25 protein-coding genes are annotated in these 24,769 nt (G+C 60.4%); 6 read left to right on the plus strand and 19 right to left on the minus strand.

Features of this window, described 5'->3' with window-relative positions:
- Positions 1-223: 223 nt before the first annotated feature.
- From ccsB to JOE62_RS13280, 5 genes are read right to left on the minus strand one after another with little or no spacing between them, the layout of a single operon-like run.
- Complete coding sequence (gene ccsB / locus JOE62_RS13260; RefSeq protein WP_204722703.1) at positions 224-1,291, minus strand: c-type cytochrome biogenesis protein CcsB; 1,068 nt, start codon at positions 1,289-1,291, stop codon at positions 224-226.
- Positions 1,284-2,912 carry a cytochrome c biogenesis protein ResB gene (resB, locus tag JOE62_RS13265; protein WP_204722704.1) on the minus strand — a complete coding sequence of 543 codons (1,629 nt, stop codon included), beginning with the start codon at positions 2,910-2,912 and terminating at the stop codon, positions 1,284-1,286. Before resB ends, ccsB begins: the two co-directional genes overlap by 8 nt.
- On the minus strand, positions 2,912-3,667 hold the full coding sequence (locus tag JOE62_RS13270; RefSeq protein ID WP_073705841.1) for a cytochrome c biogenesis CcdA family protein: 756 nt from the start codon (positions 3,665-3,667) through the stop codon (positions 2,912-2,914). The genes resB and JOE62_RS13270 overlap by 1 nt, the downstream gene beginning before the upstream one ends.
- Positions 3,668-3,675: 8 nt before the next feature.
- The gene (locus tag JOE62_RS13275; RefSeq protein WP_038992308.1) at positions 3,676-4,299 is read right to left on the minus strand and encodes a TlpA family protein disulfide reductase; all 624 of its coding nucleotides are present in this window, start codon (positions 4,297-4,299) and stop codon (positions 3,676-3,678) included.
- Positions 4,300-4,305: 6 nt separating this feature from the next.
- Positions 4,306-4,968, minus strand: a complete 663-nt coding sequence (locus JOE62_RS13280) for a histidine phosphatase family protein (protein WP_204722705.1) — start codon at positions 4,966-4,968, stop codon at positions 4,306-4,308.
- 174 nt (positions 4,969-5,142) lie between these two features.
- Here JOE62_RS13280 and JOE62_RS13285 point away from each other — a divergent pair, with 174 nt between their 5' ends.
- Positions 5,143-5,919, plus strand: a complete 777-nt coding sequence (locus JOE62_RS13285) for an AI-2E family transporter (protein WP_204722706.1) — start codon at positions 5,143-5,145, stop codon at positions 5,917-5,919.
- Between the two features lie 105 nt (positions 5,920-6,024).
- On the opposite strand, the gene JOE62_RS13290 is transcribed toward JOE62_RS13285, so the two are convergent.
- Both JOE62_RS13290 and JOE62_RS13295 read right to left on the minus strand, forming a co-directional pair.
- A complete protein-coding gene (locus JOE62_RS13290; RefSeq protein WP_338085793.1) occupies positions 6,025-6,699 on the minus strand; it encodes a redox-sensing transcriptional repressor Rex in 675 nt (224 codons plus the stop codon).
- Positions 6,700-6,726: 27 nt separating this feature from the next.
- Positions 6,727-6,972 carry a glutaredoxin family protein gene (locus tag JOE62_RS13295; protein WP_307723203.1) on the minus strand — a complete coding sequence of 82 codons (246 nt, stop codon included), beginning with the start codon at positions 6,970-6,972 and terminating at the stop codon, positions 6,727-6,729.
- A gap of 62 nt (positions 6,973-7,034) precedes the next feature.
- Here JOE62_RS13295 and JOE62_RS13300 point away from each other — a divergent pair, with 62 nt between their 5' ends.
- Entirely contained in the window at positions 7,035-7,841 is an 807-nt protein-coding gene (locus JOE62_RS13300) for an HAD family hydrolase (RefSeq protein ID WP_204722708.1), read from the plus strand.
- 102 nt (positions 7,842-7,943) lie between these two features.
- Here JOE62_RS13300 and JOE62_RS13305 read toward each other — a convergent pair whose 3' ends face one another.
- The 5 genes from JOE62_RS13305 to JOE62_RS13325 all read right to left on the minus strand — a co-directional run bounded on the left by JOE62_RS13305 (position 7,944) and on the right by JOE62_RS13325 (position 11,904).
- Positions 7,944-8,042 (minus strand): 30S ribosomal protein bS22, encoded by a 99-nt coding sequence (locus tag JOE62_RS13305; RefSeq protein WP_005504750.1) that lies wholly within the window; start codon positions 8,040-8,042, stop codon positions 7,944-7,946.
- A gap of 139 nt (positions 8,043-8,181) precedes the next feature.
- Positions 8,182-8,406 carry a helix-turn-helix domain-containing protein gene (locus JOE62_RS13310; protein WP_013349804.1) on the minus strand — a complete coding sequence of 75 codons (225 nt, stop codon included), beginning with the start codon at positions 8,404-8,406 and terminating at the stop codon, positions 8,182-8,184.
- Positions 8,407-8,662: 256 nt separating this feature from the next.
- Positions 8,663-10,006: an NADP-specific glutamate dehydrogenase gene (gene gdhA / locus JOE62_RS13315; protein ID WP_204722709.1), complete on the minus strand. Its 1,344-nt coding sequence runs from the start codon at positions 10,004-10,006 to the stop codon at positions 8,663-8,665.
- 190 nt (positions 10,007-10,196) lie between these two features.
- Entirely contained in the window at positions 10,197-10,634 is a 438-nt protein-coding gene (locus JOE62_RS13320) for an ArsR/SmtB family transcription factor (RefSeq protein ID WP_204722710.1), read from the minus strand.
- A gap of 100 nt (positions 10,635-10,734) precedes the next feature.
- Complete coding sequence (locus tag JOE62_RS13325; RefSeq protein ID WP_204723304.1) at positions 10,735-11,904, minus strand: acetoin utilization protein AcuC; 1,170 nt, start codon at positions 11,902-11,904, stop codon at positions 10,735-10,737.
- Positions 11,905-12,109: 205 nt separating this feature from the next.
- Here JOE62_RS13325 and JOE62_RS13330 point away from each other — a divergent pair, with 205 nt between their 5' ends.
- Both JOE62_RS13330 and JOE62_RS13335 read left to right on the plus strand, forming a co-directional pair.
- Complete coding sequence (locus JOE62_RS13330) at positions 12,110-13,543, plus strand: TrkH family potassium uptake protein (RefSeq protein ID WP_204722711.1); 1,434 nt, start codon at positions 12,110-12,112, stop codon at positions 13,541-13,543.
- A 7-nt stretch (positions 13,544-13,550) separates the two neighbouring features.
- Entirely contained in the window at positions 13,551-14,207 is a 657-nt protein-coding gene (locus tag JOE62_RS13335) for a potassium channel family protein (protein ID WP_204723305.1), read from the plus strand.
- Positions 14,208-14,281: 74 nt separating this feature from the next.
- Here JOE62_RS13335 and proC read toward each other — a convergent pair whose 3' ends face one another.
- From proC to JOE62_RS13365, 6 genes are all read right to left on the minus strand, one after another.
- Complete coding sequence (gene proC / locus JOE62_RS13340; protein ID WP_204722712.1) at positions 14,282-15,124, minus strand: pyrroline-5-carboxylate reductase; 843 nt, start codon at positions 15,122-15,124, stop codon at positions 14,282-14,284.
- Positions 15,125-15,128: 4 nt separating this feature from the next.
- Positions 15,129-15,953, minus strand: a complete 825-nt coding sequence (locus JOE62_RS13345; RefSeq protein ID WP_204722713.1) for a sugar phosphate isomerase/epimerase family protein — start codon at positions 15,951-15,953, stop codon at positions 15,129-15,131.
- 53 nt (positions 15,954-16,006) lie between these two features.
- Positions 16,007-17,026 carry a Ppx/GppA family phosphatase gene (locus tag JOE62_RS13350; protein WP_038991675.1) on the minus strand — a complete coding sequence of 340 codons (1,020 nt, stop codon included), beginning with the start codon at positions 17,024-17,026 and terminating at the stop codon, positions 16,007-16,009.
- 32 nt (positions 17,027-17,058) lie between these two features.
- A complete protein-coding gene (topA, locus tag JOE62_RS13355; RefSeq protein ID WP_204722714.1) occupies positions 17,059-19,848 on the minus strand; it encodes a type I DNA topoisomerase in 2,790 nt (929 codons plus the stop codon).
- Positions 19,849-19,997: 149 nt separating this feature from the next.
- A complete protein-coding gene (locus tag JOE62_RS13360) occupies positions 19,998-20,675 on the minus strand; it encodes an ArsR/SmtB family transcription factor (RefSeq protein WP_338085794.1) in 678 nt (225 codons plus the stop codon).
- Positions 20,672-22,261 (minus strand): DUF7059 domain-containing protein, encoded by a 1,590-nt coding sequence (locus JOE62_RS13365; protein ID WP_204722715.1) that lies wholly within the window; start codon positions 22,259-22,261, stop codon positions 20,672-20,674. The genes JOE62_RS13360 and JOE62_RS13365 overlap by 4 nt, the downstream gene beginning before the upstream one ends.
- A gap of 73 nt (positions 22,262-22,334) precedes the next feature.
- Here JOE62_RS13365 and JOE62_RS13370 point away from each other — a divergent pair, with 73 nt between their 5' ends.
- Positions 22,335-22,913: a GNAT family N-acetyltransferase gene (locus tag JOE62_RS13370; protein WP_204722716.1), complete on the plus strand. Its 579-nt coding sequence runs from the start codon at positions 22,335-22,337 to the stop codon at positions 22,911-22,913.
- Between the two features lie 51 nt (positions 22,914-22,964).
- Here JOE62_RS13370 and trhO read toward each other — a convergent pair whose 3' ends face one another.
- Entirely contained in the window at positions 22,965-23,864 is a 900-nt protein-coding gene (gene trhO, locus JOE62_RS13375; protein WP_204722717.1) for an oxygen-dependent tRNA uridine(34) hydroxylase TrhO, read from the minus strand.
- Positions 23,865-24,028: 164 nt separating this feature from the next.
- Here trhO and JOE62_RS13380 point away from each other — a divergent pair, with 164 nt between their 5' ends.
- Positions 24,029-24,685 carry a GNAT family N-acetyltransferase gene (locus JOE62_RS13380; RefSeq protein ID WP_128471034.1) on the plus strand — a complete coding sequence of 219 codons (657 nt, stop codon included), beginning with the start codon at positions 24,029-24,031 and terminating at the stop codon, positions 24,683-24,685.
- Positions 24,686-24,769: the final 84 nt, after the last annotated feature.

Genomic DNA, 24,769 nt, shown 5'->3' on the forward strand with positions numbered 1-24,769 from the left:
GCCTAGCCAGCGCAGCTGGGCTTTATCTGTGCCCTGGAGCCCCGGGGCAACCGTGTGGCAGGACTAGCCCCGGACCGCTTCTCCGGGCTCCGGACGGGCTCAATGGGCCACTTGCAGGCTACTTGCGCCTAGCTGGACACGGCGCCCTGCACTGCGCGGTTAAAACGCTGCGAGCGGCCTCCCCTGAAAGGGAAACCGCTCGCAGTGCCGATTTCTTTTGGGTCTAGACTCCGGCGTAGGAGTGCAGGCCGTTGAAGAAGATGTTCACGATGGTGAAATTGAAGACCACAGACAGGAAGCCGATGATCGACAACCAGGCCGAGCGCGGACCCGTCCAGCCGCCGGTGGCGCGTGCGTGAAGGTAGCCTGCGTAGACCACCCAGATCACGAAGGACCAGACTTCCTTTGGATCCCAACCCCAGTAGCGGCCCCAGGCGGCTTCGGCCCAGATGGCTCCGGCGATCACGGTGAAGGTCCACATCACGAAGGCGATGGTGTTAATGCGGTAGGCGAAGTTCTCCAGCGCACCGGCGCCCGGCACCACGCGCATGAAGGGCAGCTTGTCCTTCTGGCCCGCGGCCAGGCGGTTCATGCGGGCGTGCTGGATCAGCTGCAGCACGTTCATGGCGAAGCTGATGGCGAACAGTGCCGAAGCCAGCACGGCGATGGAAACGTGGATGACGATCCATGGCGACTGCAAAGCGGGAACGAGGTGGCCCACCGGGGTGGGGAAGCCAATGGTGGCACCGCACAGCATCAACGTCACCAGGCCGGAGATGAAGGATCCCATGAAGCGCAGGTCCTTGAAGATCAGCACCAGCAGGTACACCAGGGCCACCAGGAAAGCACCGGTCGACAGGAACTCGTACATGTTGCCCCACGGCACGCGGTGTGCTGCCAGTGCGCGGGAAACCACTGCGCCGCCGTGCAGGACCGCTGCCAGCCACATCAGCACCACGGCGATGCGGGCCATCGGACGCTTGGACGACAGCTGGGTGTATTCCATCTTGTCGGTCACGATGTGCTCGCCGACGTTATCGGCACGCTCAGCGGCACCCCTGCGGGCACGGGCCTTGGTGCCCACCGCGGCGCTGCCGGCGCTGACCAGCAGTTCCTCGTCGCGCTTGAGCGCCTGGGAATCCATTTCGCTGATGGACTTGTTGGTTTTTGCCAGGTCCAAGGCGAAAATGATGAAGACGACCCCATAGACCATGGCGGCCAGCAGCATGAACAGCTGGCTGTATTCACCCAGCGTTTCATTGATAGGCGCTAATGCCCCTGCGTTATCCATTTACGGCTCCTTGGTTCTGCTCCTGGCTTGCCAATGGCCAAGCCTTGTCAAAGATCTTTTGTAGTTCTGCGGCTTCGCGTTCCAGACGCGGATCCTCGCCACGTGCCAGCAATGCGTATTCGATCCTACGCTTGCCGTCCTCATTCTTCAGCTTCACCCAAACGCGGCGACGCGGGGTGAACAGCGAGATCGACAAGCCGATCAAGGCCAGAGCCGAGGAGATGCCGATCGGCAGCTTGCCCGGGTCGTGGTTCACATCCAACGCGACATAGCGCTTGAGATCGTCAAACGTGATCGAGCCCTTGCCGTCGGGCAGCTCGTAGGTTTGCCCGGCTTCGAGAATGATGCCGCCGGCATCCAGATCACGGCTGTTCAGCGGCTCCATCTTGTCGGTGTCCAGCACGAACACGTTCTGCGGGTTGCCGTCATCCAGTCCGAGATCGCCGAAGTACGAGTTCAGGTGCAGCTGCGGGTTGATGGCATTGGGGTCGCCGGAAATGCCGAAGCCGTTCTCGTCCACCAGCGCGGTGGGCAGCAGGAAGCCCTGGAAGCCCAGCTGCGAAGGTTCCGCGTCCGGCACCTTCAGCACGAACATGGAGGTGTAGACCGAGTCCTGCGGGATGGAGACCGCCGGGCCGGAGTAGGCGACGTTTCCGTTGCCGTCCTTGACGGTAATCACCGGGGCGTAGCCGTTGCCCACCAGGTAGACGCCGGCGCCCTTGATGCGCAGCGGGTGGTTGACCTTCAGCTCCTGCTTCACAGGCTCCGCGTCTGCCGATTCGCGCACCTGCACGTGGGCGGTGAAGTCCAGCGGCTGGCCGAAGTGGGATTCGGATTCGCGGTCGAAGACGATATCGAACTTGTCCAGGGTCACCGCGTAGCCCGGGAGGTTATCGGCGTTGAAGTTCGTGCCAGGCGTGAAGGAATCATAGGCGACCAGCGAGTTCACGAAGGTTTCACCTTCGACGACGACGCGCTGTCCGTCGTAGCCCAGGGAGCCGCCGATCGCCGCGGAAGCAAGGACACCCACCAGCGAGATGTGGAAGAGCAGGTTGCCTATTTCGCGGGTGTACCCGCGCTCGGCGGCCACCGAGGCACCGGTGGCATCCTCGCGGCGCTCGACGCGGTAGCCGCGCTTCTTCAGGATCCTGAACGCATCATCGATGACCTGCTGGTCATCGGGCGTATCGGCTTCGCCTTCAAGAATTTCATGCGTGCTGTACTGGGGCAGGCGGTCCAGGCGCGCCGGGGTCCGCGGTGGCGGGGTGCGCAAGGCCTTGGCGTGCTTCTTCACACGAGGGAGGATGCAGCCGATCAGCGAGATGAACAGCAGGATGTAGATCGCGGAGAACCACACCGAGGAGTACACGTCGAACATCTGGAAGCGGTCCAGCCAGAGGCCGGCGGTGGTGTGCTGCTCCAGGTACTGGGCGACAGATTCGGGGTTGGCATCGCGCTGCGGGAAAATCGAGCCCGGCACCGCAGCGACAGCGAGCAGCAGCAGCAGGAACAGTGCTGTGGGCATCGATGTCAGCTGGGTCCAGATCCAGCGCATGGAACCCACGAATCCCAAGGCAGGCGCGTCGCTGGTTCCCTTGGACTTCCGTTGTTGTTTCGCCATTAAATTGGCAACCTCACTTCATTGGCAAACCAGTTTTGCAGTTCTGCTACCCATGTTCCCCAGAGCCCTGTCACCATGACCAGGCCCAAGGCGATGAGCAGTCCCCCGCCCAAACGCATGATCAGTACTTGGTGCTTGCGGAAGAACGCCAGCGCCTGCATGCCGCGCTGCAGACCCATTGCGATCAGGATGAAGGGCAGGCCCAACCCGAGGCAATAGAACACGGTCAGCAGGGTTCCGCGGCCCACGTTCGCGTCCACTCCGGTGGACATGATCAATACCGCGCTCAACGTCGGGCCGATGCACGGCGCCCATCCCAACCCGAAGGTCAAGCCCAGCACCGGGGCGCCCCACAAGCCGGCAGGCGGTTTCTTATGGATCTTGCGGTCCCGCTGCATCCAGGAGAATCCGCCCATGAAGACGATGCCCATGAAGACCACGACCAACCCCAACGCCTGGGTGACCCAGGAGCCGTTGAACCTCAGCCATGCGGACGCCTGGCTGAAGAGCACGCCGGCGGCAATGAAGACCACAGAGAATCCCAGGACAAAGAGCAGCACCCCGGAGACGACCCGGCCGCGGCGGTGGTCCTTCAAATCTGCGCCGGTCAATCCAGTGACGTAGCCGAGATAGCCCGGCACAAGCGGAAGGACGCAAGGCGAGAGGAAGGAGACCAATCCAGCCAGCAGGGCCACGGGTGCGGCCAGGAGCAACGACCCGTCCAGGACGATGTCGGCAAAGGGATTAGAGGTCACTGCTCAGCTCACAACTCTTCGGTCAGAGCGGTGCTGATCAACGATTTGAGAGTACCCGGCTCCACCGCACCGATCACGCGGGCACGGACACGTCCCTTGCGGTCCAGCACCAGCGTGGATGGAACAGCCTGCAGCGGCACGTACTTGGTCATCGCCAGCTGGATCGCCCCGTCAGTGTCCTGCACGGACTCGTAGGGAATGTCGAAGGTGCGTTCAAAGGCCTTCGCGGCTTCGGCTTCGTCGCGTACGTTGATGCCGATGAATTCGACCTTCTCGCCGAACTCTTCGGCAATTTCCTTCAGATCCGGCGCTTCGATGCGGCACGGTGCACAGGCGGCATACCAGAAGTTCATGACGACCGGCTTGCCCTGCCACTGCGTGAAATCGATGTCCGTGCCATGGTACGTGGTGGCCTTGATGGCCACCGGTTCGCTGCGCTTGGAGACTTCGTATTCTTCCACTGCACCGTCGCCGGCAATGTAGTTCTTGCCGTCGCCGCTGTTCGCTTGCGCGGTCAGCGCATCTTCCTTGCCGCTGCAGGCAGCCAGCGGCACCACGGCGGCGGCAACCATCAGCGAACGCAGCATAGTACGGCGGCTCAACGGGCGAGGATTAGGCACGGGATCAGTCATTTTGCTTTAGGCTCCTGGGATATTCGCCGCGCCGACAAGCAGCTCGGGGCACGGTTCTGTGTAACGCACGGAGACCAATTCGTCTCCCTCAAAATCAAAGCTTGTGATGGATGCCAGCGTGCACTCTCGCTGGCGTGGATCGTGCCACAGACGCTTCTTCTCGGCGGCTCGGCGCGTCACCCAGATCGGCAACTGATGGCTGACGATGATGACCTCGGAGCCTTCGCCGTGTTCGGCGACCGCAGCCTTGCGATGCTCGTCCATGGCCTGGCGCATACGGGCTACTTGTTCGACGTAGGCTTCGCCCCATGAAGGCTTCAGCGGGTTGACCAGCAGCGGCCAATACTTCGGCTGGCGCAGGTGCTCGGCGACCTTGGACAGGCCTTCGAGCTTGTTGCCCGCTTCGATCACCCGCTCGTCGGTGTGGATCTGCAGGTCCAAGGCCTTGGAAGTCGGTGCGGCCGTCTGCTGGGCACGCAATAGCGGAGAAGCTACCAACCGGACCACGTTGCCGCCGTCTGCCTGGCGCTTGGCAAAATATTCGCCTGCCCCATCGGCCATCTGGAATCCCAGGTCCGAGAGCCCGAAGCCAGGGATCCTGCCGTAGAGCATACGGTCAGGGTTGAAAACTTCCCCATGGCGCAACAAATGGACAGTCGATAAAAGCATGTTTCCAGTCTCTCAAATAATCGGTGCGAATTAGCCATATTGTGGCCACCATCAACTATTCACAGGACACGCATTGGAATCCCATATGCAAAAACCATCCTTTCGGAGGGGTTGCTCACAATCACCTGCCACTACGCTTGGTAAATAAGATAGTTCGACCCAGAAGGATGCATGATGAGCGACTACGATCCTAACCAGCCGGGACGGCCCTACAACCCGAACACTTCGGGCCAGGGTCCATCGCAGAACCCTTACGGCGAAAACCCCTATGGCCAGCAGCCCTCCCCATATGGCCAAAACCCATACGGCCAGAATCCGATTCCCTACGGGCAGCCGCAGGCTCCGGGCTACGACCAGTATGGCCAGCAGGGAGGCTACGCTGGCGTGCAGCCGCCGACCGAGCGTCCGCGGACCTTGGCTATCGCCTTCGGCTTGATCATGCTCGCCGGCATTTTCAGCGCCCTGGCCAGCTGGTTGATGGCCAGCTCCAACATGATGGCGAACATGATTGGCCAGCAGTGGTCCTTGGTCCAAGAAGAGTTCCAGAAGCAGATGCAGAGCACCCCTGGCATGGAGCAGGATCCGATGGTCGAGCAGATGATGGCCAGCCCTGAAGCGTTCATGTCCCAGGTCAATTCCATGATGTCGAGTTTCGTGATTGTCGGCATGATCATCACCTTGGGCCTGTATTTCCTGGTGGGCTTCTTCGTTGGCCGCGGCGTCGGCGCCATGCGCATTATTGCCACGATCCTCGCTGCGATTTCGCTGCTGAACCTGGTGACGACTGTTCCAATGATCAGCATGTTCGCCGACACCCAAGCCGGAATCATCAACGCCGTCTACGTTGTGGGCATCTTGCTGGGCGTCGCCGGCGTGGTCTTCTCCTGGCTGCGCCCGTCTTCGCAATACATTGCGCAGCGCCGCCAGGCCCGTCTCGCGGGCTTCCGCTAAACCCGCGGCCTTGCACCTTCGCTAGGCCCCGCAAGAACAATCAAGGCGTAGCCGCGTCATCCCATCGGAGGATGGTGCGGCTGCGCCGTTCTGTTTGCCGGGGTTTCAGCGTTGGACGGCGAGGTAGGCAAGGATCTGCAATTCGGTGGACAGGTCGACGCGCCGCAGATTCATTCCCGCTGGTACGCGCAGCGGCTTCGGTGCGAAGGAGAGCACCGAGCGGACCGATAGCTCGGCCAGTTCATAGACCAGATCCTGCGCTGCTTCTCCGGGAACGGCAAGGACAGCAATGTTGATTTCCTCGCGTTCCACAACAGCGGCCAAGTTCGCGATGGCTTCCACCTGCAATTCGCCAACTGCGCTGCCCACTAAAGCTGGGTCGACATCCATGATCGCCTTTACGTTGAAGCCACGAGTGCTGAACCCTGCATAGCCGCTGAGCGCGCGGCCGAGGTTGCCTGCGCCGAGGATGGCCACACGCCAGTCCTGGTTCAAGCCGAGGGTGCGGCTGATATGTTCTGCCAGCTCGCGGACCACATAGCCCACTCCGCGGGTTCCGTAGGATCCCAGCCAGGATAGGTCCTTGCGCAAGATGGAGGGGTTAACGCCAGCTTCCTTGGCCAGCACTCCGGAACTGGTGCGTTCCAGGCCTTGGGCTTCCAGAGCGTTCAGCGCGCGCAGGTATTGCGTCAGTCGAGCCAGGGTAGCCTCAGGCAGTACCCGGGCTTCAAGCTCTGACATCTTCGTTCTCCCGCACTTTTCGGTGCCCTGGACGAGCACAACGCATATTCATGATTTTCGCAGCGCCTAGCTGCGCAGCAGCCGTTCGAGACGCTGTGCGTCGATGTGCCAGAAGTCGCGGACAGCTCCGTCGATGAGCAGCACCGGCACTTCTTCGTGGTGCTTTGCCAGCAGTTCAGGGTGCTGGTCGATATCGAGTTCCGAAAACTCCATATTCAACCGTCCAGTCACCTCGGCCACGGTTGCGCGTGCCGCGTGGCACAGGTGGCAGCCTTCTCGAACCAATAGCTGGATCTGATGCAAAGTACTCACCTGCCTATAATCTCACGAGCCGTAACCACGCTTAAACTTGGCGATGAAATAAACTGGATCAAATGCCTTCCATCGATCCTCACCCCAGCCCGAATTCCGCCCTGGCTCCGGAAACGGTCGCCGCTTTTTTCGATGTCGACAACACCCTTGTGCGCGGTGCGTCGCTGTATCTGCTGGCGCGGAAGCTGCATGAGCGCCGTTTCTTCCAGTTCCGCGAAATCCTCTGGTTCGCCCTCAAGCAGCTGCGCTTCGCCGCCCGCGGCGAGCACCTCGGGGACATCCACCAGATCCGCGACCGCGCGTTGATGATGGTCCGCGGGATCCCAGTATCCGAGATCGAGAAAATCGGCAACGAGATCTATGACGAATACATCGAACCCAAACTGTGGACCGGAACGGTAGCCATTGCCCGCCAGCATCGGACGGTGGGGCGTGAAGTCTGGCTGGTCACTGCCACTCCCCTGGAAGTGGCGAACGTCATCTCGGATCGCCTGGACCTGACCGGCGCATTGGGCACCGTAGTGGCCAGCGAAGACGGTTTCTACACCGGAGCGCTGGCCAGCCCGATCCTGCATGCAGCAGAAAAGGCCCAGGCTGTGCGCTCCTTGGCGAAGGCTCGCGGAATCTCGCTATCGAAGTCCTGGGCTTACTCGGATTCTTACAATGATGTTCCCCTGCTTGAAGCCGTGGGCCATCCGGTATGCATTAATCCCGATGCACGCCTGCGCGCCTACGCCAAGCGCCGCGGCTGGCAGGTCTATGACTTCCGCACCGGCCAGCGGGCCGCGAAACTGGGCCTGAAGGCCGCTGGCGTCCTTGGGGCGCTCTGGGCTGCCCGACGTTCATTCCTGCGCCGTTCCGGCTCTTAGTCGGGCATTGAGCGGTTTTGGATAAAGCAATCGCCACCGTTCAGCAGTTTCACTGTGAAGCGGTGGCGATGATTGCCAAACGGCAAATGCTCAGAAGCAGATTTACTTCTTGTTGCGACGCTGGTGGCGGGTCTTGCGAAGCAATTTGCGGTGCTTCTTCTTCGACATACGCTTGCGGCGCTTCTTGATAACAGAGCCCATAGTGGTTCCTCACAAACTAAATAAATGCGTCAACCCTAAACGCCTGCTTGAGCGCGAGCACAAGGACAAGGTTGACCGGACGTTAAACGTTCCTTAACAGATTACCCGCTTTTCGGCCATGCTCTGACCATCGCGCGGACTATCGACCGTAGGAACCGGTACCGTGCTGCGGATCAATGGCCGCGGCATTCAGATATGATTCCACGGCGTTTTCCGGAACGCGATAGGAGCGACCGAACTGAACAGCTGGCAGATCACCGGCGTGGATCAGCCGATAAACGGTCATTTTGGAAACACGCATCATGTCGGCAACTTCGGCCACAGTCATGAATCGGGCTCCGGCAAAATTCTGTTTATCCGTCATGCGGGATATTCTCCTGACGCTGATCTCTAATTCGTCGCGTTATTTTAGCGAAGATGAACTTACACGACTTTGGATCAACATCGGCGGTTCAGGTTCACGTTCGCTTTGTACTAGTCTAATCGCACTTTTGTAACTTTTGCATCACGAAACACACCGGCGACCGTCTGAATCACATATTTCGATGCCAGAACGAGATAATCCGCGTGGATTCACCGGGGTTCCGATGTATCCACGCGGATTGCAACAGACTGAATTACTAGATGACGCCCTGTGCGAGCATGGCGTCAGCGACCTTCACGAAGCCTGCGATGTTGGCACCGGCAACGTAGTTGCCTGGCATGCCGTACTCGTCGGCAGTGGCTGCGCAGCTGTCGTGGATGCCGACCATGATTTCAGTCAGGCGTCGCTCGGTGTGCTCGAAGGTCCATGCATCGCGGCTGGCGTTCTGCTGCATCTCCAGGGCCGAGGTGGCAACACCGCCAGCGTTGGCAGCCTTGCCCGGGCCGAAGAGCACTCCGGCATCCTGGAAGATCGACGTTGCCTCAGCGGTGGTAGGCATGTTGGCGCCTTCGGCGACGGCGATGGTGCCAGCGGCGACCATCTTCTTCGCAGCCTCGGCACCCAACTCGTTCTGGGTTGCGCAAGGCAGCGCCACGGTGCCTTCAACGTCCCAGACGCTGCCGCCTGCGACGTACTTGACCTTCTTGCTGCCACGGCGTTCGGCGTACTCGGAGATGCGGCCGCGCTCGACTTCCTTGATCTGGCGCAGCAGATCCAGGTCGATGCCGCCTTCGTCAACGATGAAGCCGGCCGAATCGGAAGCGGTGACTACCTTGGCTCCCAGTGCCTGCGCCTTCTCGATGGCGTGGATTGCCACGTTGCCCGAACCGGAAACGACCACGCGCTGGCCATCGAAGGTCTGGCCGCGGGTCTTGAGCATTTCTTCGGTGAAGATCACTGCGCCGTAGCCGGTGGCCTCCGGGCGAACCAGGGAACCGCCCCAGCTCAAGCCCTTGCCGGTCAGCACGCCGGACTCGTAGCGGTTGGTGATGCGCTTGTACTGGCCGAAGAGGTAGCCGATCTCGCGGCCACCCACGCCGATATCGCCTGCCGGCACGTCGGTGTACTCGCCAATGTGTCGGTAGAGCTCGGTCATGAAGGACTGGCAGAAGCGCATGACTTCGCCATCGGACTTGCCGCGGGGGTCGAAGTCCGAGCCGCCCTTGCCGCCGCCGATTGGCATGCCTGTCAGGGAGTTCTTGAAGATCTGCTCGAACCCCAGGAACTTGACGATGCCAAGGTAGACCGATGGGTGGAAGCGCAGACCGCCCTTGTATGGGCCTAGTGCCGAGTTGAATTCAACGCGGAAGCCACGGTTGATCTGCACGCGTCCGTCGTCGTCAACCCATGGCACGCGGAAGATGATCTGGCGTTCAGGTTCGCACAAACGCTGCAGGATTGCGGCTTCAGCGTATTCAGGGTGCTTGACCGATACGGCTTCAAGGCTCTCGAATACTTCTGTGACGGCCTGATGGAATTCTGCTTCGCCGGGATTGCGGCGGAAGACTTCGTCGCGAATCGTCGCTAAGTGCTTGTCCAAGTTCTTCTCCTCATCACTTGGGGCAGGCACAGGCGCACAAGGGGCCTCATAGCCGGCGTCACTGCCCCGCACACGAGAATGCCACGCTGTGCATTCTGAACAAAATTTTCTTGTTATAAAACAGGATTGCGCGCGTAACTTAAAAGATTGACCATTTTGCCCGGTTGCAACGTCGAAGACTGGACAACGCCTAGCGGCGGCGCCCGAACCGAGGAAGTTTCTCGAAGAACTCCTGCGCACGTCCCGTAACTTGTTCCAAACCTTGGCCCACGCGGCGGCCGATCTGCTGGGCAGTCGGATTCGATGCCACAGCCAGCTGCCTCTCGGTTCCGGTTTCAGCCGTTGCCGATTCCTGGCCCGTCTCGGGTGCAGGAACCAATTCGGTGCACCAATGCACGAGATCCTCCAGCGCAGCGGTGTCAATGCTGTAGATGCGTCGCTGCCCGGCAGCGGCCATGCTGACAAGCTCAGCTTCGCGCAATACCTTGAGGTGCTTGGAAACGGTTGGCTGGGAGATCTCCAGTTCGGTAACCAGAGTGCCCACGGCCTTCGGCTCGTTTTTAAGCGCCTCGATAATCTTTCGTCGGGTCGGCTCAGCCAACGCCGAAAATACTCCATCAATTGCCACACTCATAACCCTAACGGCATATGAACTAATGGCAATCGATTTCCATGTCGAAAAAATGTGAAGTCTTGTTGCTGCGCCCAGTGGTCGCATCGACCCGAGGCTAGTCAAACCAGGGATCAAGGCCAAAGAGCGGGAAAACTTCCTTGCGGGTAGCGATGATGGTCCTGTCCACCGGATCGGCCGGATCATAGCCAACTTCCCAGTTGCGCCACCACAACTGGGCATCGTCGCCCATGAGATAAGGCATGGCACGCCCGTACTTCTCCAGGACATAACGGCGGAAAGTCTCGGGGACATAGGTGCGCAATGGCACCGGCTTGCCGGCAACAATCGCGGTCAGATGCGTCCAGGTACGCGGAACGACGGCAGTGACGTTATAACCCCCGCCTCCGGTAGCCAGCCAACGGCCTTCGCACAGTTCGTCCGCCAGCTGGGAAATATCCAAGGCGGCTTGGCGTTGGGCATCGACCGACAGCTTCAAATTGGTCATGTCGTCTTCACGGTGCGCATCGCATCCATGCTGGGAGACAATGATTTCCGGCTTGAAGGCGCGCACCAGCTGGGGAACGATCGCATGGAAAGCACGCATCCACCCGGAGTCCCCGGTCATGGCCGGAAGAGCGACATTGACTGCGCTGCCTTGGGCATCCTTGCCGCCGATTTCATTGGCGAATCCGGTTCCCGGAAAAAGCGACAATCCCGATTCATGGATGGAAATTGTCAGCACACGTTCGTCATCCCAGAAGATCGATTCGGTGCCATCCCCATGATGCGCGTCGACATCGATGTAGACTATCCGCTTCGCGCCCTGCTCCAGCATGCGATGGATCGCGGCGGCAGCATCGTTGTAGATGCAGAAACCGCTGGCTTTGCTCTTCGCTGCATGGTGCATGCCGCCGGCGAAATTCACTGCACGGACAACATCTTCATCCATGATGGCTTGGGCCGCCATCACCGACCCTCCCACGATGCGTCCGGCTGCTTCATGCATCCCGGCGAATACCGGGTCGTCTTCAGTGCCCAAGCCGAATTCTTCGGCAACCAGTGCCGGATCCTGGCTGACCCGCCGCACCTGGTCGATATAGGTCTGGTCGTGAATCGTGCCGATAACCGCGTCCTCGGCAACTTCTGGCGCCTGGATCGAGACGTTCTGCGCATCGAAAACATCCAGCTCGTCGCTGAGCCGATAGGTCAGCTCTAGCCGCGAAGGGTGCATCGGATGCCAGTCGCTGAACTTGTACTTCAGATACTGTTCATCCCACATCACCATGGTGGGCCGTGGGGCATGCTGCGGATCTAACACGATTTCAGGCTACCCGATAGTGATCCAACTCATGAATTTATGGCAGAATGCGAGGCTTGTCGGGTCTTCAGGCGGGCAACGCAAGCGTTAAGCGGTGGAAACGCGTAAATTACTAGGAGGACTTCAACTCCGCATGGCAAAGAACTGTTCCCAAGGAAACGGCGAGAAATAAATGAGCACAGCCAGTGCACCGGGCCCCAGCGCCCGGGCAGCTGAAATGCGTGAACGGCGACGCAAGAAATGGCTGGCGGTTCGCATCGCAGTCGCCGACTTCACCGTGCGCTCCCCTGCGCGCTTGACTCTTGGCGCTTTCCTCTTGGCCATCACGCTGTTCACTTCCCTGCTGGCCGCACCGTTTTCCTCGGCAACAGGCGAAGCCACCGCGCTGCATGACGCTTTGTTCACGGCCGTGTCGGCCGTGTGCGTTACAGGCCTCACCACCGTCTCCACCGCGGTGCATTGGTCATTTGCCGGCCAGCTGATCATGCTGATCGCGACGTTCATGGGCGGGTTGGGCATTTTGACCTTGGCTTCTATCATGTCCTTGGCGGTATCGCGCAAGCTGGGCGTGCGCGCCAAGCTGATGGCTCAGAACTCCATGAACAGTTCTGGAGCCTCTGCGCTAGGCGAAGTCAGCTCGCTGCTGCGCATCGTGATTCTCACGGCGATCAGCCTGCAGGCGGTGATCGCGCTGTTCTTGATCCCGCGCTTCTACATGCTGGGTGAAAGCGTGCTGTCCTCCATTTGGCACGGAATTTTCTATGCCGTCTCGGCTTTCAACAATGCAGGCTTCACCCCGCACTCCGATGGTTTGGTTCCCTATGAAACCGACCTGTGGATCCTGGGCCCCCTGATGGCCGGCGTTTTCACCGGTTCCTTGGGGTTCCCGGTCATCATGGTGCTCTTGGCGCACAAGTTCAACATCAAGAAATGGAACCTGCATACCAAGCTGACCATGCTCACCACCACGATCCTGCTCTTTGCCGGATCCTTCCTGTGGACGGTATTCGAATGGGCCAATCCCAAGACCATTGGGGGCCTGTCCTTGAGCGACAAGATCGTTCATGGATTCTTCGCCTCCACCATGACCCGTTCCGGTGGATTCAATCTGGTGGACCAGAACGACATCCACCAGGTGACCGTCCTGCTGACCGACGCATTGATGTTTGCCGGTGGCGGTTCAGCTTCCACCGCAGGCGGCATCAAGGTCACCACCATTGCCGTGATGTTCTTGGCCATTCTGGCCGAGGTCCGCGGCGATACGGATACGAAGGCCTTCGGCCGGCAGATTCCGCAGGGCACGATGCGCGTGGCCATCTCAGTGGTCGCCATGGGCGCTTCACTGGTGATGGTCGCTACCGGAGCTCTAGTGACTATTGACGAATCGGTGGGCTTCTCGCGTGCCCTGTTCGAGTCGATCTCGGCCTTTGCTACCGTGGGGCTGAGCACCGGCGTATCGCAAGAACTGCCTCCGGCTGGCAAATACGTGCTCAGTGCGTTGATGTTTGCCGGACGCATCGGCAGCATTACACTCGCCAGCGCGTTGACCATGCGCCACCGCAACACGTTGTTCAGACTTCCAGAAGAAAGGCCGCTCATTGGCTGACAAGAACATGGACCACAATGCCCCGGTACTGGTGATCGGCTTGGGCCGCTTCGGTGCCTCTGTCGCCGAGACGCTGGTCAAGCAGGGTCGCGAAGTGCTGGCCATCGAGCGCAGCCCGGAGCTCGTCCAGCAGTGGGCCAGCACCCTGACCCACGTTGTCGCCGCAGACGCAACAAACATCGATGCGCTGCGCCAGCTCGGCGCCCAGGAATTCTCCTCTGCTGTCGTTGGTGTCGGCACTTCCATCGAATCTTCGGTGCTGATCACCGTCAACCTGGTGGATCTGGGCATCGAGCACCTGTGGGTCAAGGCGATCACTCCGTCCCATGGCAAGATCCTTACGCGCATCGGAGCCAACCATGTCATCTATCCGGAAGCCGATGCCGGGGTGCGTGCCGCGCACCTGGTCGGCGGTCGCATGCTCGACTTCATCGAATTCGATGACGGCTTCGCCATCGTGAAAATGTACCCGCCCAAGGAGACCCAGGGCTTCACCTTGGCCCAGTCCCAGGTCCGCTCCAAGTACGGGGTGACCATTGTCGGGGTGAAGCCCCCTGGTGAGGATTTCACTTACGCCATCCCCGATACCATGGTGACGCGTCGAGATGTCCTGATCGTCTCGGGGCACGTGGATCTACTGGAGCGTTTCGCGGCACGCCCCTAGAGTCAACGGATTCGAAAACGGCGGTGGCCGGCAACCAGTTGGTTGCCGGCCACCGCCGTTTCACGTGTTGGCATCTAGCCGAGCTCGTCGCTCAATTGGGCCGCACGGGCCGCTGCCGCTTGGGTTCCGGCAGCAATAATCTTTGGAATGCCGTGCTCATCGAAGGTAGCGATGGCCTGCTCGGTGGTGCCCTTCGGACTGGTCACTGCCTTGCGCAGGGTCGCCGGATCCGCATCAGGGTCCGAGAGCATCTTGCCTGCACCGGCCACGGTCGCACGGGCCAGCGCGATGGACAGTTTCTCGTCCAAGCCCATGGCCACACCGGCGTTGGCCATGGCTTCAGCGAGGTAGAAGGCATAGGCAGGACCCGAACCGGAAATTGCGGAGAGCGCGTTTTGCTGCTCCTCGCCGATGACGTGCACATCGCCGGAGCCGGAGAGCAGGTCGGTGACCAGCTTGGTCTGCTCTTCGCTGACGCTTTCAGCCGGGCTGATGCCCACAACGCCTGCACCGACCATCAACGGGGTGTTCGGCATGGAGCGAATCACCGGCTGGCGCTGCGGCAGATGTGCCTGCATGCTGCTCAGGCTGATTGCGGCGGCCACGGAAACAACGACCTTCTGCGCGTCCAGAGATCCGGAAATCTCTTCGCACAGGTCGGTGATGCCGACCGGCTTCACTCCCAGGAAGATGATGTCTGCACTGGCCGCGGCTTTGCGGTTGGATTCTGGGTCGTCCGCGCTGACCAAGACGTTGATGCCCAGGTCACGCAGTTCCGCAGCGCGCTTGCCGCTGCGGACGGTGGCGGTGATGAGCTTCGGATCATGGCCTGATCCGATGATGCCACGCAGGATGGCGCCGTTCATGGAGCCAGCACCGAGGAAGGACAGGGACAGATTCTTTGTTGCTTCACTCATATGGCTATTGTGTCATTGGCTTGGGGTCGCTGCCGACTGTTAAGTGCTGGCGGGCAAATTCTAGGGTCTTCCCCAGCCATTCTTCCTTTTGCCCCGCATTGCGCGCCTTGCGGGTGGACACCTCGACGGCTATAGTCCCGCCCCAATTGGCATCTCGCAGGTATTGCAGAGTTTCGGCCACTGGTTGGGTTCCCAGGCCTGGCACTAGGTGCTCGTCCTTGCCGTTGTCCAGGCCATCGCACAGGTGCACGTGAGCCAGCCGCTGGCCCAGATCCTCGACTGCTTGGCGTGAATCCATATTGGCGATGGCGGCATGGGAGAAATCCCAGGTCACATTCTGGTAGTGCTGCGGGACGGGGTTCCAGTGCGGAAGATACATCTTGGCTTCTCGGCCCCGGGCACGCCACGGATACATGTTCTCCACGGCGATCTTCATCCCAGTGGAGTCAGTCAGCCGCTGCACGCCTTCGGCAAATTCCTCGGCGTAGGAACCTTGCCACCTGAAAGGCGGGTGGGCGACAACCACGCTGGCGCCGACGGCCTGAGCCAGGATGACCGAGCGTTCAATCTTTGCCCAGGCAGAGCCCCACACCTGCTGGGTGAGCAGCAGTGTCGGAGCATGAATGGCCAGGATCGGCAGTTGGTACTTGTCCATCAAGGCTTTGAGCGCGGTGGCAGATTGGCTGGCCGCATTGCCGGTAATCAGCACTTCCAGCCCGTCGTATCCCACGTCTTTGGCCATAGCGAAGGCATCATGGACGGTCAGCGGATAAACTGACGCGCTAGAGAGGGTGACTGGCACCTTCATTGTGCTCTTCTGGTCTTCCATGCCTTACCTCCTGTTACCGTGCCCACTTTGCAGGCACCGTTTAGCCAAGAAGGTTAGCTGCTGGGTTTGGCGAGAAACTTGTACTTCTCGTTGTCCAGCGCTACTTCCCCAACTCCCACGCTACTACTGAGCGGTGTCGCAGAGTCAAACATCACGTGATCAAATCGTCTCAGCATCAAGCCTTCACGGATAGCCCAAGGGCAAATTCGCACAGATTTCAGCTTCAGGGCACTCATCGCCTCGTGGGCTACGATCGCGCCAGCGAGTAATTGCGGGGCGCGGATCTCTGAAACGCCGGGCAATTCTGCACGTTCTGCCCAGCTCATCGCCGTCAAGCGGTTGGTCCATAATTTCAGTGCATCCCGATGGAGCACACGCTTGACGTAAGGCCCCTCCGTGCTTGGCGCGGCGCCGGTGATGCGCGCCAGGGAACGGAAAGTCTTGGAAGTCGCGGTGGCCAAGGTGGGCTTGCCGTACTGGCGCAGTTCAGTGGTCGGGTCGGCGAGGACATCGCGTACGTATGTACGCAGTTCCTTGACTTCCTTCATCGACGGCAGATCGTTGGGAAGCCATTCGCGGGTCAGCCTGCCGGCGCCCAGTGGCACGGAGAATGCGGTTTGGGGGAACTCGTCAACCCCCAGGGCCAGCTCCAGCGAGCCGCCGCCCATGTCCAGGTTCAAGATGGATTCAGATGACCAGCCGAACCAACGGCGTACCGAGTAGAAGGTCATGCCGGCTTCTTCCTCACCGGTCAGTTCCATCAGGCTCACGCCCGTCTCGGCTTCGACGCGTTCCAGCACTGCAGCGCCGTTGGAGGATTCGCGGATCGCCGAGGTGCAGAAAGCCATGAAGTCCTCGACCTGGTGGTTTTCTGCAAACTGCGCAGCTTCCTTGATGAAGGAGATCAGCTCGAGCTGGCCTTCCTCGGTGATGGCGCCATACTCATTGAGGTAGCGCACCAGGGACAGGGGTCGCTTGTGCGAGGCATAGGGAACCGGGCGTGCGCCCGGATATGCGTCGACAAGCAAGAGGTGAACGGTATTTGAACCGATATCCAATACACCGAGTCTCATGGTGCTCTCCTCGTTAGGCCTGACAAGAAAGACTAGTCAGTCTTTTTTGCGGTGGTCTTCTTGGCCGTTGCCTTCTTCGCCGGGGCCTTCTTGGCTGCCGGCTTCTTGGCCGGGGCCTTCTTTGCCGTGCGCTTCACCGGTCCGCGGGCACGCTTGTCCGCCAGCAGTTCAATAGCCTGCTCGCGGGTCAGCTCCTCCAGCGAGGTGCCGCGTGGCACGGTGATGTTCGTGACGCCATCGGTGATGTACGGTCCGAAGCGGCCGTCCTTGACCACGATGTTCTTTTCGCTGGTCGGGTCGACGCCGAACTCAGCCAATGGAGGCACTGCGGCACGCCGGCCGCGCTGCTTCGGCTGCGCGTAGATCTCCAGCGCTTCGTCCAGGGTGATCGTGAAGATCTGCTCTTCGCTCTCGATGGAGCGCGAATCGCTGCCCTTCTTCAGGTACGGGCCAAAGCGGCCGTTCTGCACGGTGATCTCTTCGCCTTCGGCGTCAGCACCCAGCACACGTGGCAGGCTCATCAGCTTCAGGGCTTCTTCCAAGGTCACCGATTCCACGGTCATGGACTTGAACAGCGACGCGGTGCGCGGCTTGACCTTGGTTGGCTTCTTCGGCGGCTTGGGCTTGCCATTCTTGTAGTACTCGACCGGCAGCGCCGCCAATTCCTCTGCGGTTGGCTCCGGGATGATCTCCGTGACGTAGGCGCCGTAGCGGCCATCCTTGGCAACAATCCTGCGACCGGTTTCCGGATCATTGCCCAGATCCTTCTCCGAGACCTGCGAATTGGCGAAGAGCTCCTCGGCCTTTTCGGCAGTCAGCTCATCCGGAGCCAGGTCCTCAGGCACGTTGGCGCGCTGCGGCTCGGTGCCTTCCTCGGCACCTTCCGGGATGGCGCGCTCCAGGTACGGGCCGAACTTGCCCACACGCAAGGTGATGTCATCGGTGACCTTGATCGAGTTGATCGCCCGGGCGTCGATATCGCCCAGGTTGTCGACCACATGCTTCAAGCCCTCGGTCTCGGCATCCGCGCCCTTGCCGAAGTAGAACAGGTTCAGCCAGTCCGTGCGGGCACGCTGGCCGTTGGCGATCTCATCGAGATCATCTTCCAGCCGGGCGGTGAAATCGTAGTCCACATACTTCGCGAAGTGCTCTTCGAGCAGGCGGATCACCGAGAACGCGATCCAGCTCGGCACCAGGGCGCCGCCACGCTTGGTGACGTAGCCGCGGTCCATGATGGTGGAGATGGTTGGCGCGTAGGTCGACGGGCGGCCGATCTCACGCTTTTCCAGCTCAGCCACGATCGACGCTTCGGTGTAGCGAGCTGGCGGGGTGGTCTCGTGGCCCAGTGCGGTCAGCTCGTCGCCAGCCAGCTGCTGGCCCACGGCCAGCTGCGGCAGACGAGCCTCGGCATTCTCTGCCGCGGCTTCCACAGGCTGCTCGTCCTTGCCCTCCTCATAGGCGGAAAGGAAACCGCGGAAGGTGATGACGGTGCCGGAAGCCGAGAATTCTGCCACCCGCTGATCGCTGGCGGTGCCCTGCAGCTTGATGGTAGCGGTGAAGCCCTTGGCATCGGCCATCTGCGAGGCGACGGTGCGCTTCCAGATCAGCTCGTAGAGCGCGTATTCGTCCTTGGACAGCGATGAGCGGACGTCCTTCGGGCGGCGGAACATGTCGCCGGCCGGGCGGATCGCTTCGTGGGCTTCCTGCGCCGCGTCGCTCTTCGCCTTGTAGACGCGTGGCTTGGCCGGAACGGAATCTGCTCCGTACAGCTCGGTGGCCTGCTTGCGCGCGGCAGTCACTGCCTCGCCAGAGAGGAAGACCGAGTCGGTACGCATATAGGTGATGTAGCCGTTTTCATACAGGCGCTGGGCGATCTGCATGGTGATCTTTGAACTCCAGCGCAGCTTGCGGGATGCTTCCTGCTGCAGCGTGGAAGTGGTGAACGGCGCTGCCGGACGACGGGTGTACGGCTTATCCTCGACAGAGGTCACCTCGAAGTCGGTCTTCGACAGGTTGGCTACCAGCGACTGGGCCGATTCCTGGTCAAGGTGAGCCAGCTTGTTGCGGGTCGTCTTCAGCTGGCCGCGGTCATCGAAGTCGCGGCCGGTGGCGACACGGGCGCCGTCAACTGCCGACAGCTTTGCCGCAAAAGCTTCGCCGTCAGTGGTAGCGAAGTTGCCCTTCACGTCCCAGTATCCGGCGGGGATGAAGGCCATGCGTTCGCGTTCGCGCTCAACGACCAGACGGGTTGCCACGGACTGCACACGGCCTGCGGACAGGCCGCGGGCCACCTTGCGCCAGAGCACCGGAGAAATTTCGTAACCGTAGAGGCGGTCCAGGACACGGCGGGTTTCCTGGGCGTCGACGAGGTCGGTATCCAGTTCGCGCATGTTCTCCAGGGCGCGGGCGATGCCTTCCTTGGTGATTTCGGTAAAGGCCAGGCGGCGTACCGGAACCTTTGGCTTCAGGACCTGCAGCAGGTGCCACGCGATGGCTTCGCCCTCGCGGTCCGCATCGGTTGCGAGGTAAAGTTCGTCAGCTTCCTTGAGCTTCGCCTTCAGTTCGGAAACGCGCTTCTTCTTGTCCGGGTAGACCATGTAGTACGGCTCGAAGTCGTTGTCCAGGTCGACAGCGAACTTGCCTACCGAGGTTTTCTTCAGCTCGGTTGGCAGTTCTGAGGGCTGCGGAAGGTCGCGGATATGGCCCACAGAGGCATCCACGTCAAAGCCTTCGCCCAAATACTTGGCGATCGACTTCACCTTGGCAGGAGACTCCACGATTACGAGTTTCTTACCAGTCTTTTCCTTGGCCTTGGGGGGCACAGCACTCCTTTAGACAACACGGATCTTCGGCACCCATTCCCGGGGCTTGCTCGATCCGCCATCGCAGCTTCGTTCTTCATGCCTACTCTATAGCCACATTTCTCGATGATCTTACACCGAAGGATTTGTGCGCTTTGAGCAAAGCATCTTTATGATGTTGCCTCCCCCTTGCTCTGGTATTCGGGAAGCAACGAGATTAAGTAGAACATACGCCGCGAATCAATACTGCGTTCCTCGGCCGTTGCCTGTGCTTCATATTCCCAGACAAGCTCGTGCATTCTCCGGTTGAATTCCAGTTGCTTGGCCTCAGAAAGGAAGACCAAACCACTAGTCAGCATCGGCGGACGATCCGGGTCTGGAGCGATTCCGGCCTTCGCCTCCGACTCGCGACGCTGCACTTCAGCGTTCAGACGGGTGCGGAATGCGTTCAACTGCACGTTCAAGTACGCGGTCTTGGCGTTGGCCGAGTCGATCTGCGTGTTCAGTTCAAGCCGTTCACCGGCCGCACGCCAGCGGCGTTCGCGGGCATCTCCCTCGCTGGCCGCACGAATCACGTATCCGTACTTCTCCAGAGCTCGAAGGTGATAGCTCATTGCGCTGGGGGTCAACGCGCACAGCGATGCAAGTTCCGTAGCGGTGCGGGTGGTCTGCGAAGCAAAGAGCTCATCCAAGACGATCAGTCGAGCGTCATGCGCCAACGCTCGAATCGCTTGGGGGTCAGTGATCGAGACAACTTGTGGAATTTTTGCCGCATCTTGCGAGGCGGCTCCACCTTGTTCCTCAATTGTGTTCCGTGTCATAGGGAAAAACTTTAGCGCTTGTTTCACATTTTCTGAAGCAGGCCATGTCGCAAGAGCCGCTTCACTGCTTCATAAAGCACGTCTGAGAAGTCTTCCTGCCCCTCGCCTATCAGCGATTCCAGCGCATTGACTAGTTGCGATACAGATAATTCGCCATCGCAGGCGGAAACAAATCCTGCCTGCGCAGTATCAAGCAATTCAGTTCGGCGCAGGCCAGCACCCTGGCGCAGCAAGATCACGCCCGGGTGCTCTGCTCCCGGACGCTGGTGGCGTTCCTCGGTGACGTCCTCAGGCACCAGCAGGTGCCAATCCTTGTATCCTTCGCCGGCCGCTGCCAGCTGGTCAGCCATCGCAATATCGCGTTGCAATGTCGGGGCCAGCGGCTGTTCCACCTGATGCGAGATCTGCTCGTAGCGTTGCAGGACTGGGCGGCTTGCAACCGGGCGGCGGAAGTACACCAAGCCGAAGCCTATGGCCCCCACGCCGCGGGACTCGAAGTCATCGAGGTACGCGTTGTAGGCGGAGACATACGAGCTACTGTCTTCGGTCTGCGAAGAGTCGCGCAACCAGGTTTCGGCGTAGCCGCTTGGGGTCGTCTGCTCGCGCTCAATCACCCACACGTCCAGCTTGTCGCCGAACCACTCGCGCACCCGGGCATCCCATGCTTGGTTCGATTCATCGTCTAGAAGAGGAATCTCCCAGTTTGAAAGCATTTGCATGGAACCACCCGGCTCCAAGAATTCGGGTGCTTGCTCGATCAGGGTGCTCACCAAGCTGTCGCCAGCCATTCCCCCATCACGGTAGGTGAAACGGTCCTTGGCCCGCTCTGTGCTACTTCGCGGGGTGATGACGAACGGCGGGTTGCTGGCGATCAAATTGAACGTGGATCCCGCCACCGGCTCGAACAGGCTTCCCTGGAGCAAGGTGACCCGGGAATCGAGGTTCTCTGGATCCAGCGCCAAGGCCTGGTGGTTGAGCATCAGGTTGAACCGGGTGAATCCTAGGGCTCGGGCCGACAGGTCCGTGGCGGTGACGTGTTCCGCATGCGAGAGCAGGTGGAAGAGCTGGATGCCGCAGCCGGTGCCCAAGTCCAGCGCGCGCTCGACCTTTGCGCGGATCGTGATCTGCGCCAGGGTCAGCGAAGCCTGGCCAATGCCGAGCACATGGTCAGTGCGCAGCACGCCGGGGCGCTGGTGTGCGCCCAAGTCGTGGGCCACCCACAATTCGCCATCGGCATCCGATGAATGCAGTGCCAAGGCGATCTTGGCACGGTAACCGCTGGCCCAGGACTCGACGAGCCCCAGCTTGAGCAGGCCGTCGGTCTTGAGCGTCGGGAAGGCGGCATTGATGGCAGCTTCTTCCTGGGTCTGGCCCAATTGGAAGAGGCGAACTACGCAAGCCAGAGGAACATCCTCCCCGCGCCGGTCCAGATTGCGCAATGCAGGGTGCAGCTGGTCGCGCGCAAATGCTGCGGCGGCTTCCTCGCCCAGCAGCCCCTCGACATTTTCATAGTTGTACCCGACAGCAGTCAGGTCTTTGGCCAGCGAGTCGATGAGCAGTTGATTATGGCTCTGCGGAGCGTCATCAATGGAAGAAAATTCAGCAGCATTCACAACGCCAAGTCTACCGAGTAACGCAACCGGCGGGAGCTAGGCTAGTCAACTTGGCCCGGCCTATGATGTGGGCATGACCCAAGTAACCGTGACCTATCTGCAACAGCTCAATCCTGCGGAGGTCATCCCTTCGTCCAAATCCCTGCCCGAGGACGCCCGGATTGAACTGGCCGACGAGATCACCCCGGAATTTTCGCGGTTCCTCTACCAGAGCGTCGGCAGCGAGCTGAACTGGGCTGATCGCCTGGATTCCACCCGCGAGCAGTGGGACGAAGTGCTCCGACGTCCCGGCTCTGAAACGTGGGTGCTCTACCAGCAGGGTGCTCCCAAGGGATATGTGGAGCTCGTCACGGAAGTCGTGGAAGCCGGCAGCGAAGTCGAGATCTTCTACTTCGGGCTCTTTCCTGAAGCTACCGGTCGCGGCCTCGGCGGAGTGCTGCTCAGCGAAGCACTGCGGCAGGCTTGGACCCTGGGCTCGCGCTGGACGCAGCTGCCTGCGGTCAGCCGGGTGTGGTTGCATACGTGCTCATTGGACGGGCCGGCGGCGCTGCCGAATTACCAAGCCCGCGGGCTGAAGATTTACCGGACCGAGGTGGAACAGACCGAGGTCAAGGACGCCTCGACCGGCTTGTGGCCGGCGACGGAAAGATAGGACTGCGGCCCGGACTTCGACACTCCGGGCCGCCGTTGGTCCATGCGGTGATCAGGCGTCCACGGTGCTGCACTCTGGGCAGCGTCGCAGCTCTTCATCCTTCGCGCAGTCCTCGCAGAACAGGCGCAGATTGCGGCAGGCGGGGTTCGAGCAGTTCTCGAACTTGTTCGTCGGGCCCTGGCAGCCAACGCATTCACCGATAGTCACCGCGTCTTCGGTGAATGCTGTGTGCATGCGCTTGTCGAAGACGTACAGCGAACCTTCCCAGAGTCCTGCATCGCCGTACTTCTCGCCATAGCGGACAATGCCGCCCTGCATCTGGTACACCTCTTGGAAGCCGCGCTTGACCATCAAAGCAGAGAGCACCTCGCAGCGGATGCCGCCGGTGCAGTAGGTGACGACCGGCTGGTCCTTCAGGTGGTCGTACTTGCCCGAATCCAGTTCTGCAACGAAATCACGGGTGGTCTCCACGTCAGGAACGATCGCGTCCTTGAACTTGCCGATCTGCGCTTCGAAGGCGTTGCGGCCATCGAAGAAGTGCACCTTCTCGCCGGCCTTCTTCCTGCTGTCAACCAGTTCGTGCAGTTCTTCGGGGCGCAGGTGGGTGCCGCCACCTACCACGCCGTTCTCGTCGACTTCGAGTTCCCCAGGGGCGCCGAAGGTGACGATCTCGTCGCGAACCTTGACGGAGATACGCGGGAAGTCCTCAGCCGAGCCTTCAGACCACTTGATATCCATCTTCTTGAATGCGGGAAGTTCCCGGGTGGCCTTGACGTAGGCCTTGACTGCGGAGATCTCGCCACCCACGGTGCCGTTGATGCCGTCTTTGGAGATGATGATGCGTCCGCGCAGGCCCCAGCGCTCCAGCAGAGAGCGCTGCCAAAGGCGGATTGCTTCCGGATCTGGGAGCGGAGTAAAAGCGTAATACAGAACTATGCGATGAATGGCCACCCTACAATGTTAGTAGCTTCGGGCCGCGAAACGCCGAGGAAAAGAGCAATGTCACATTGATCTTTCCCGGGAATATCGGCTCTCGGACAGTGCGATAGTTTCAAGTAGGCAACGATTAGTTCAATGTCAGCTAATTCCTAGGAAAGACAAGGTAGGGTCAAATTATGGCATCAAACGCAAGCGATGAACTGATTGGCACCTGGGTAGCAGGCTGGGCTGGGGCTCGTGGTTATGAAACTCGTAACGAAGGACGAGTCCACGCTGCGCTGCGCCACGACACCACTGAAGACTGGGAATACGTCATTTATGGCCCTTCCAAAGAGGAACTCGCCGCAGTCGCCGAGACCTTGGCGAAGCACCCAAATCGCCGCCTGACGGCATTCGACGACTCCGCCGAAAATCTGGTCGCCATGGCGACCGAGGTTGGGCTGCAGGTTACCGCCGACGACGAAGCGCTGATGGTCACAGAACTAGCCGTGCACGACGTCGAGGTCCCGCTGCCTGCAGACGGCTTCGTTTTCCAGATTGAACGCGATGGCACGCATGCCTATGTGTCGCTGCATCCTGAAGACAACCAGGAAGTAGTTGCCGCCTCCGGCCACGTCTCGGCAGTCGACGGATATGCGATCTTCGACCGCATCATCACCGGCGCCGATTTCCGCCGCAAGGGACTAGGCACATTGATCATGCGTGCGCTGGCTTCGCTGGCCCAGGAACACGACGTGGATGAAGGCCTGCTGATCGCTTCGGTCGATGGCCAGCAGCTTTATGCTTCACTTGGCTGGACTTCGCTGGGCAAGGTTGTCATGTTCAAGGCCTAGAGCCTCCACAATTGCTCTCATCGCCGTGCTTGACGTATCCGCGTCAAGCGCGGCGATAGTCTTTAACTCCAGCAGTTCCCGGTC

The organism is Glutamicibacter nicotianae (assembly GCF_016907615.1).
Classification (GTDB): domain Bacteria; phylum Actinomycetota; class Actinomycetes; order Actinomycetales; family Micrococcaceae; genus Glutamicibacter; species Glutamicibacter nicotianae.

Coding starts and splice junctions, on each gene's coding strand:
- JOE62_RS13370 (WP_204722716.1), top strand. CDS start 22,335: ATGACCCAAGTAACCGTGACCTATCTGCAACAGCTCAATCCTGCGGAG.
- JOE62_RS13335 (WP_204723305.1), top strand. CDS start 13,551: ATGGACCACAATGCCCCGGTACTGGTGATCGGCTTGGGCCGCTTCGGT.
- JOE62_RS13300 (WP_204722708.1), top strand. CDS start 7,035: ATGCCTTCCATCGATCCTCACCCCAGCCCGAATTCCGCCCTGGCTCCG.
- ccsB (WP_204722703.1), bottom strand. CDS start 1,291: ATGGATAACGCAGGGGCATTAGCGCCTATCAATGAAACGCTGGGTGAA.
- JOE62_RS13275 (WP_038992308.1), bottom strand. CDS start 4,299: ATGACTGATCCCGTGCCTAATCCTCGCCCGTTGAGCCGCCGTACTATG.
- JOE62_RS13350 (WP_038991675.1), bottom strand. CDS start 17,026: ATGAGACTCGGTGTATTGGATATCGGTTCAAATACCGTTCACCTCTTG.
- proC (WP_204722712.1), bottom strand. CDS start 15,124: ATGAGTGAAGCAACAAAGAATCTGTCCCTGTCCTTCCTCGGTGCTGGC.
- JOE62_RS13280 (WP_204722705.1), bottom strand. CDS start 4,968: ATGCTTTTATCGACTGTCCATTTGTTGCGCCATGGGGAAGTTTTCAAC.
- JOE62_RS13325 (WP_204723304.1), bottom strand. CDS start 11,904: ATGGTGATGTGGGATGAACAGTATCTGAAGTACAAGTTCAGCGACTGG.
- resB (WP_204722704.1), bottom strand. CDS start 2,912: ATGGCGAAACAACAACGGAAGTCCAAGGGAACCAGCGACGCGCCTGCC.
- JOE62_RS13330 (WP_204722711.1), top strand. CDS start 12,110: ATGAGCACAGCCAGTGCACCGGGCCCCAGCGCCCGGGCAGCTGAAATG.
- JOE62_RS13310 (WP_013349804.1), bottom strand. CDS start 8,406: ATGACGGATAAACAGAATTTTGCCGGAGCCCGATTCATGACTGTGGCC.
- JOE62_RS13305 (WP_005504750.1), bottom strand. CDS start 8,042: ATGGGCTCTGTTATCAAGAAGCGCCGCAAGCGTATGTCGAAGAAGAAG.
- JOE62_RS13380 (WP_128471034.1), top strand. CDS start 24,029: ATGGCATCAAACGCAAGCGATGAACTGATTGGCACCTGGGTAGCAGGC.
- JOE62_RS13285 (WP_204722706.1), top strand. CDS start 5,143: ATGAGCGACTACGATCCTAACCAGCCGGGACGGCCCTACAACCCGAAC.
- JOE62_RS13345 (WP_204722713.1), bottom strand. CDS start 15,953: ATGGAAGACCAGAAGAGCACAATGAAGGTGCCAGTCACCCTCTCTAGC.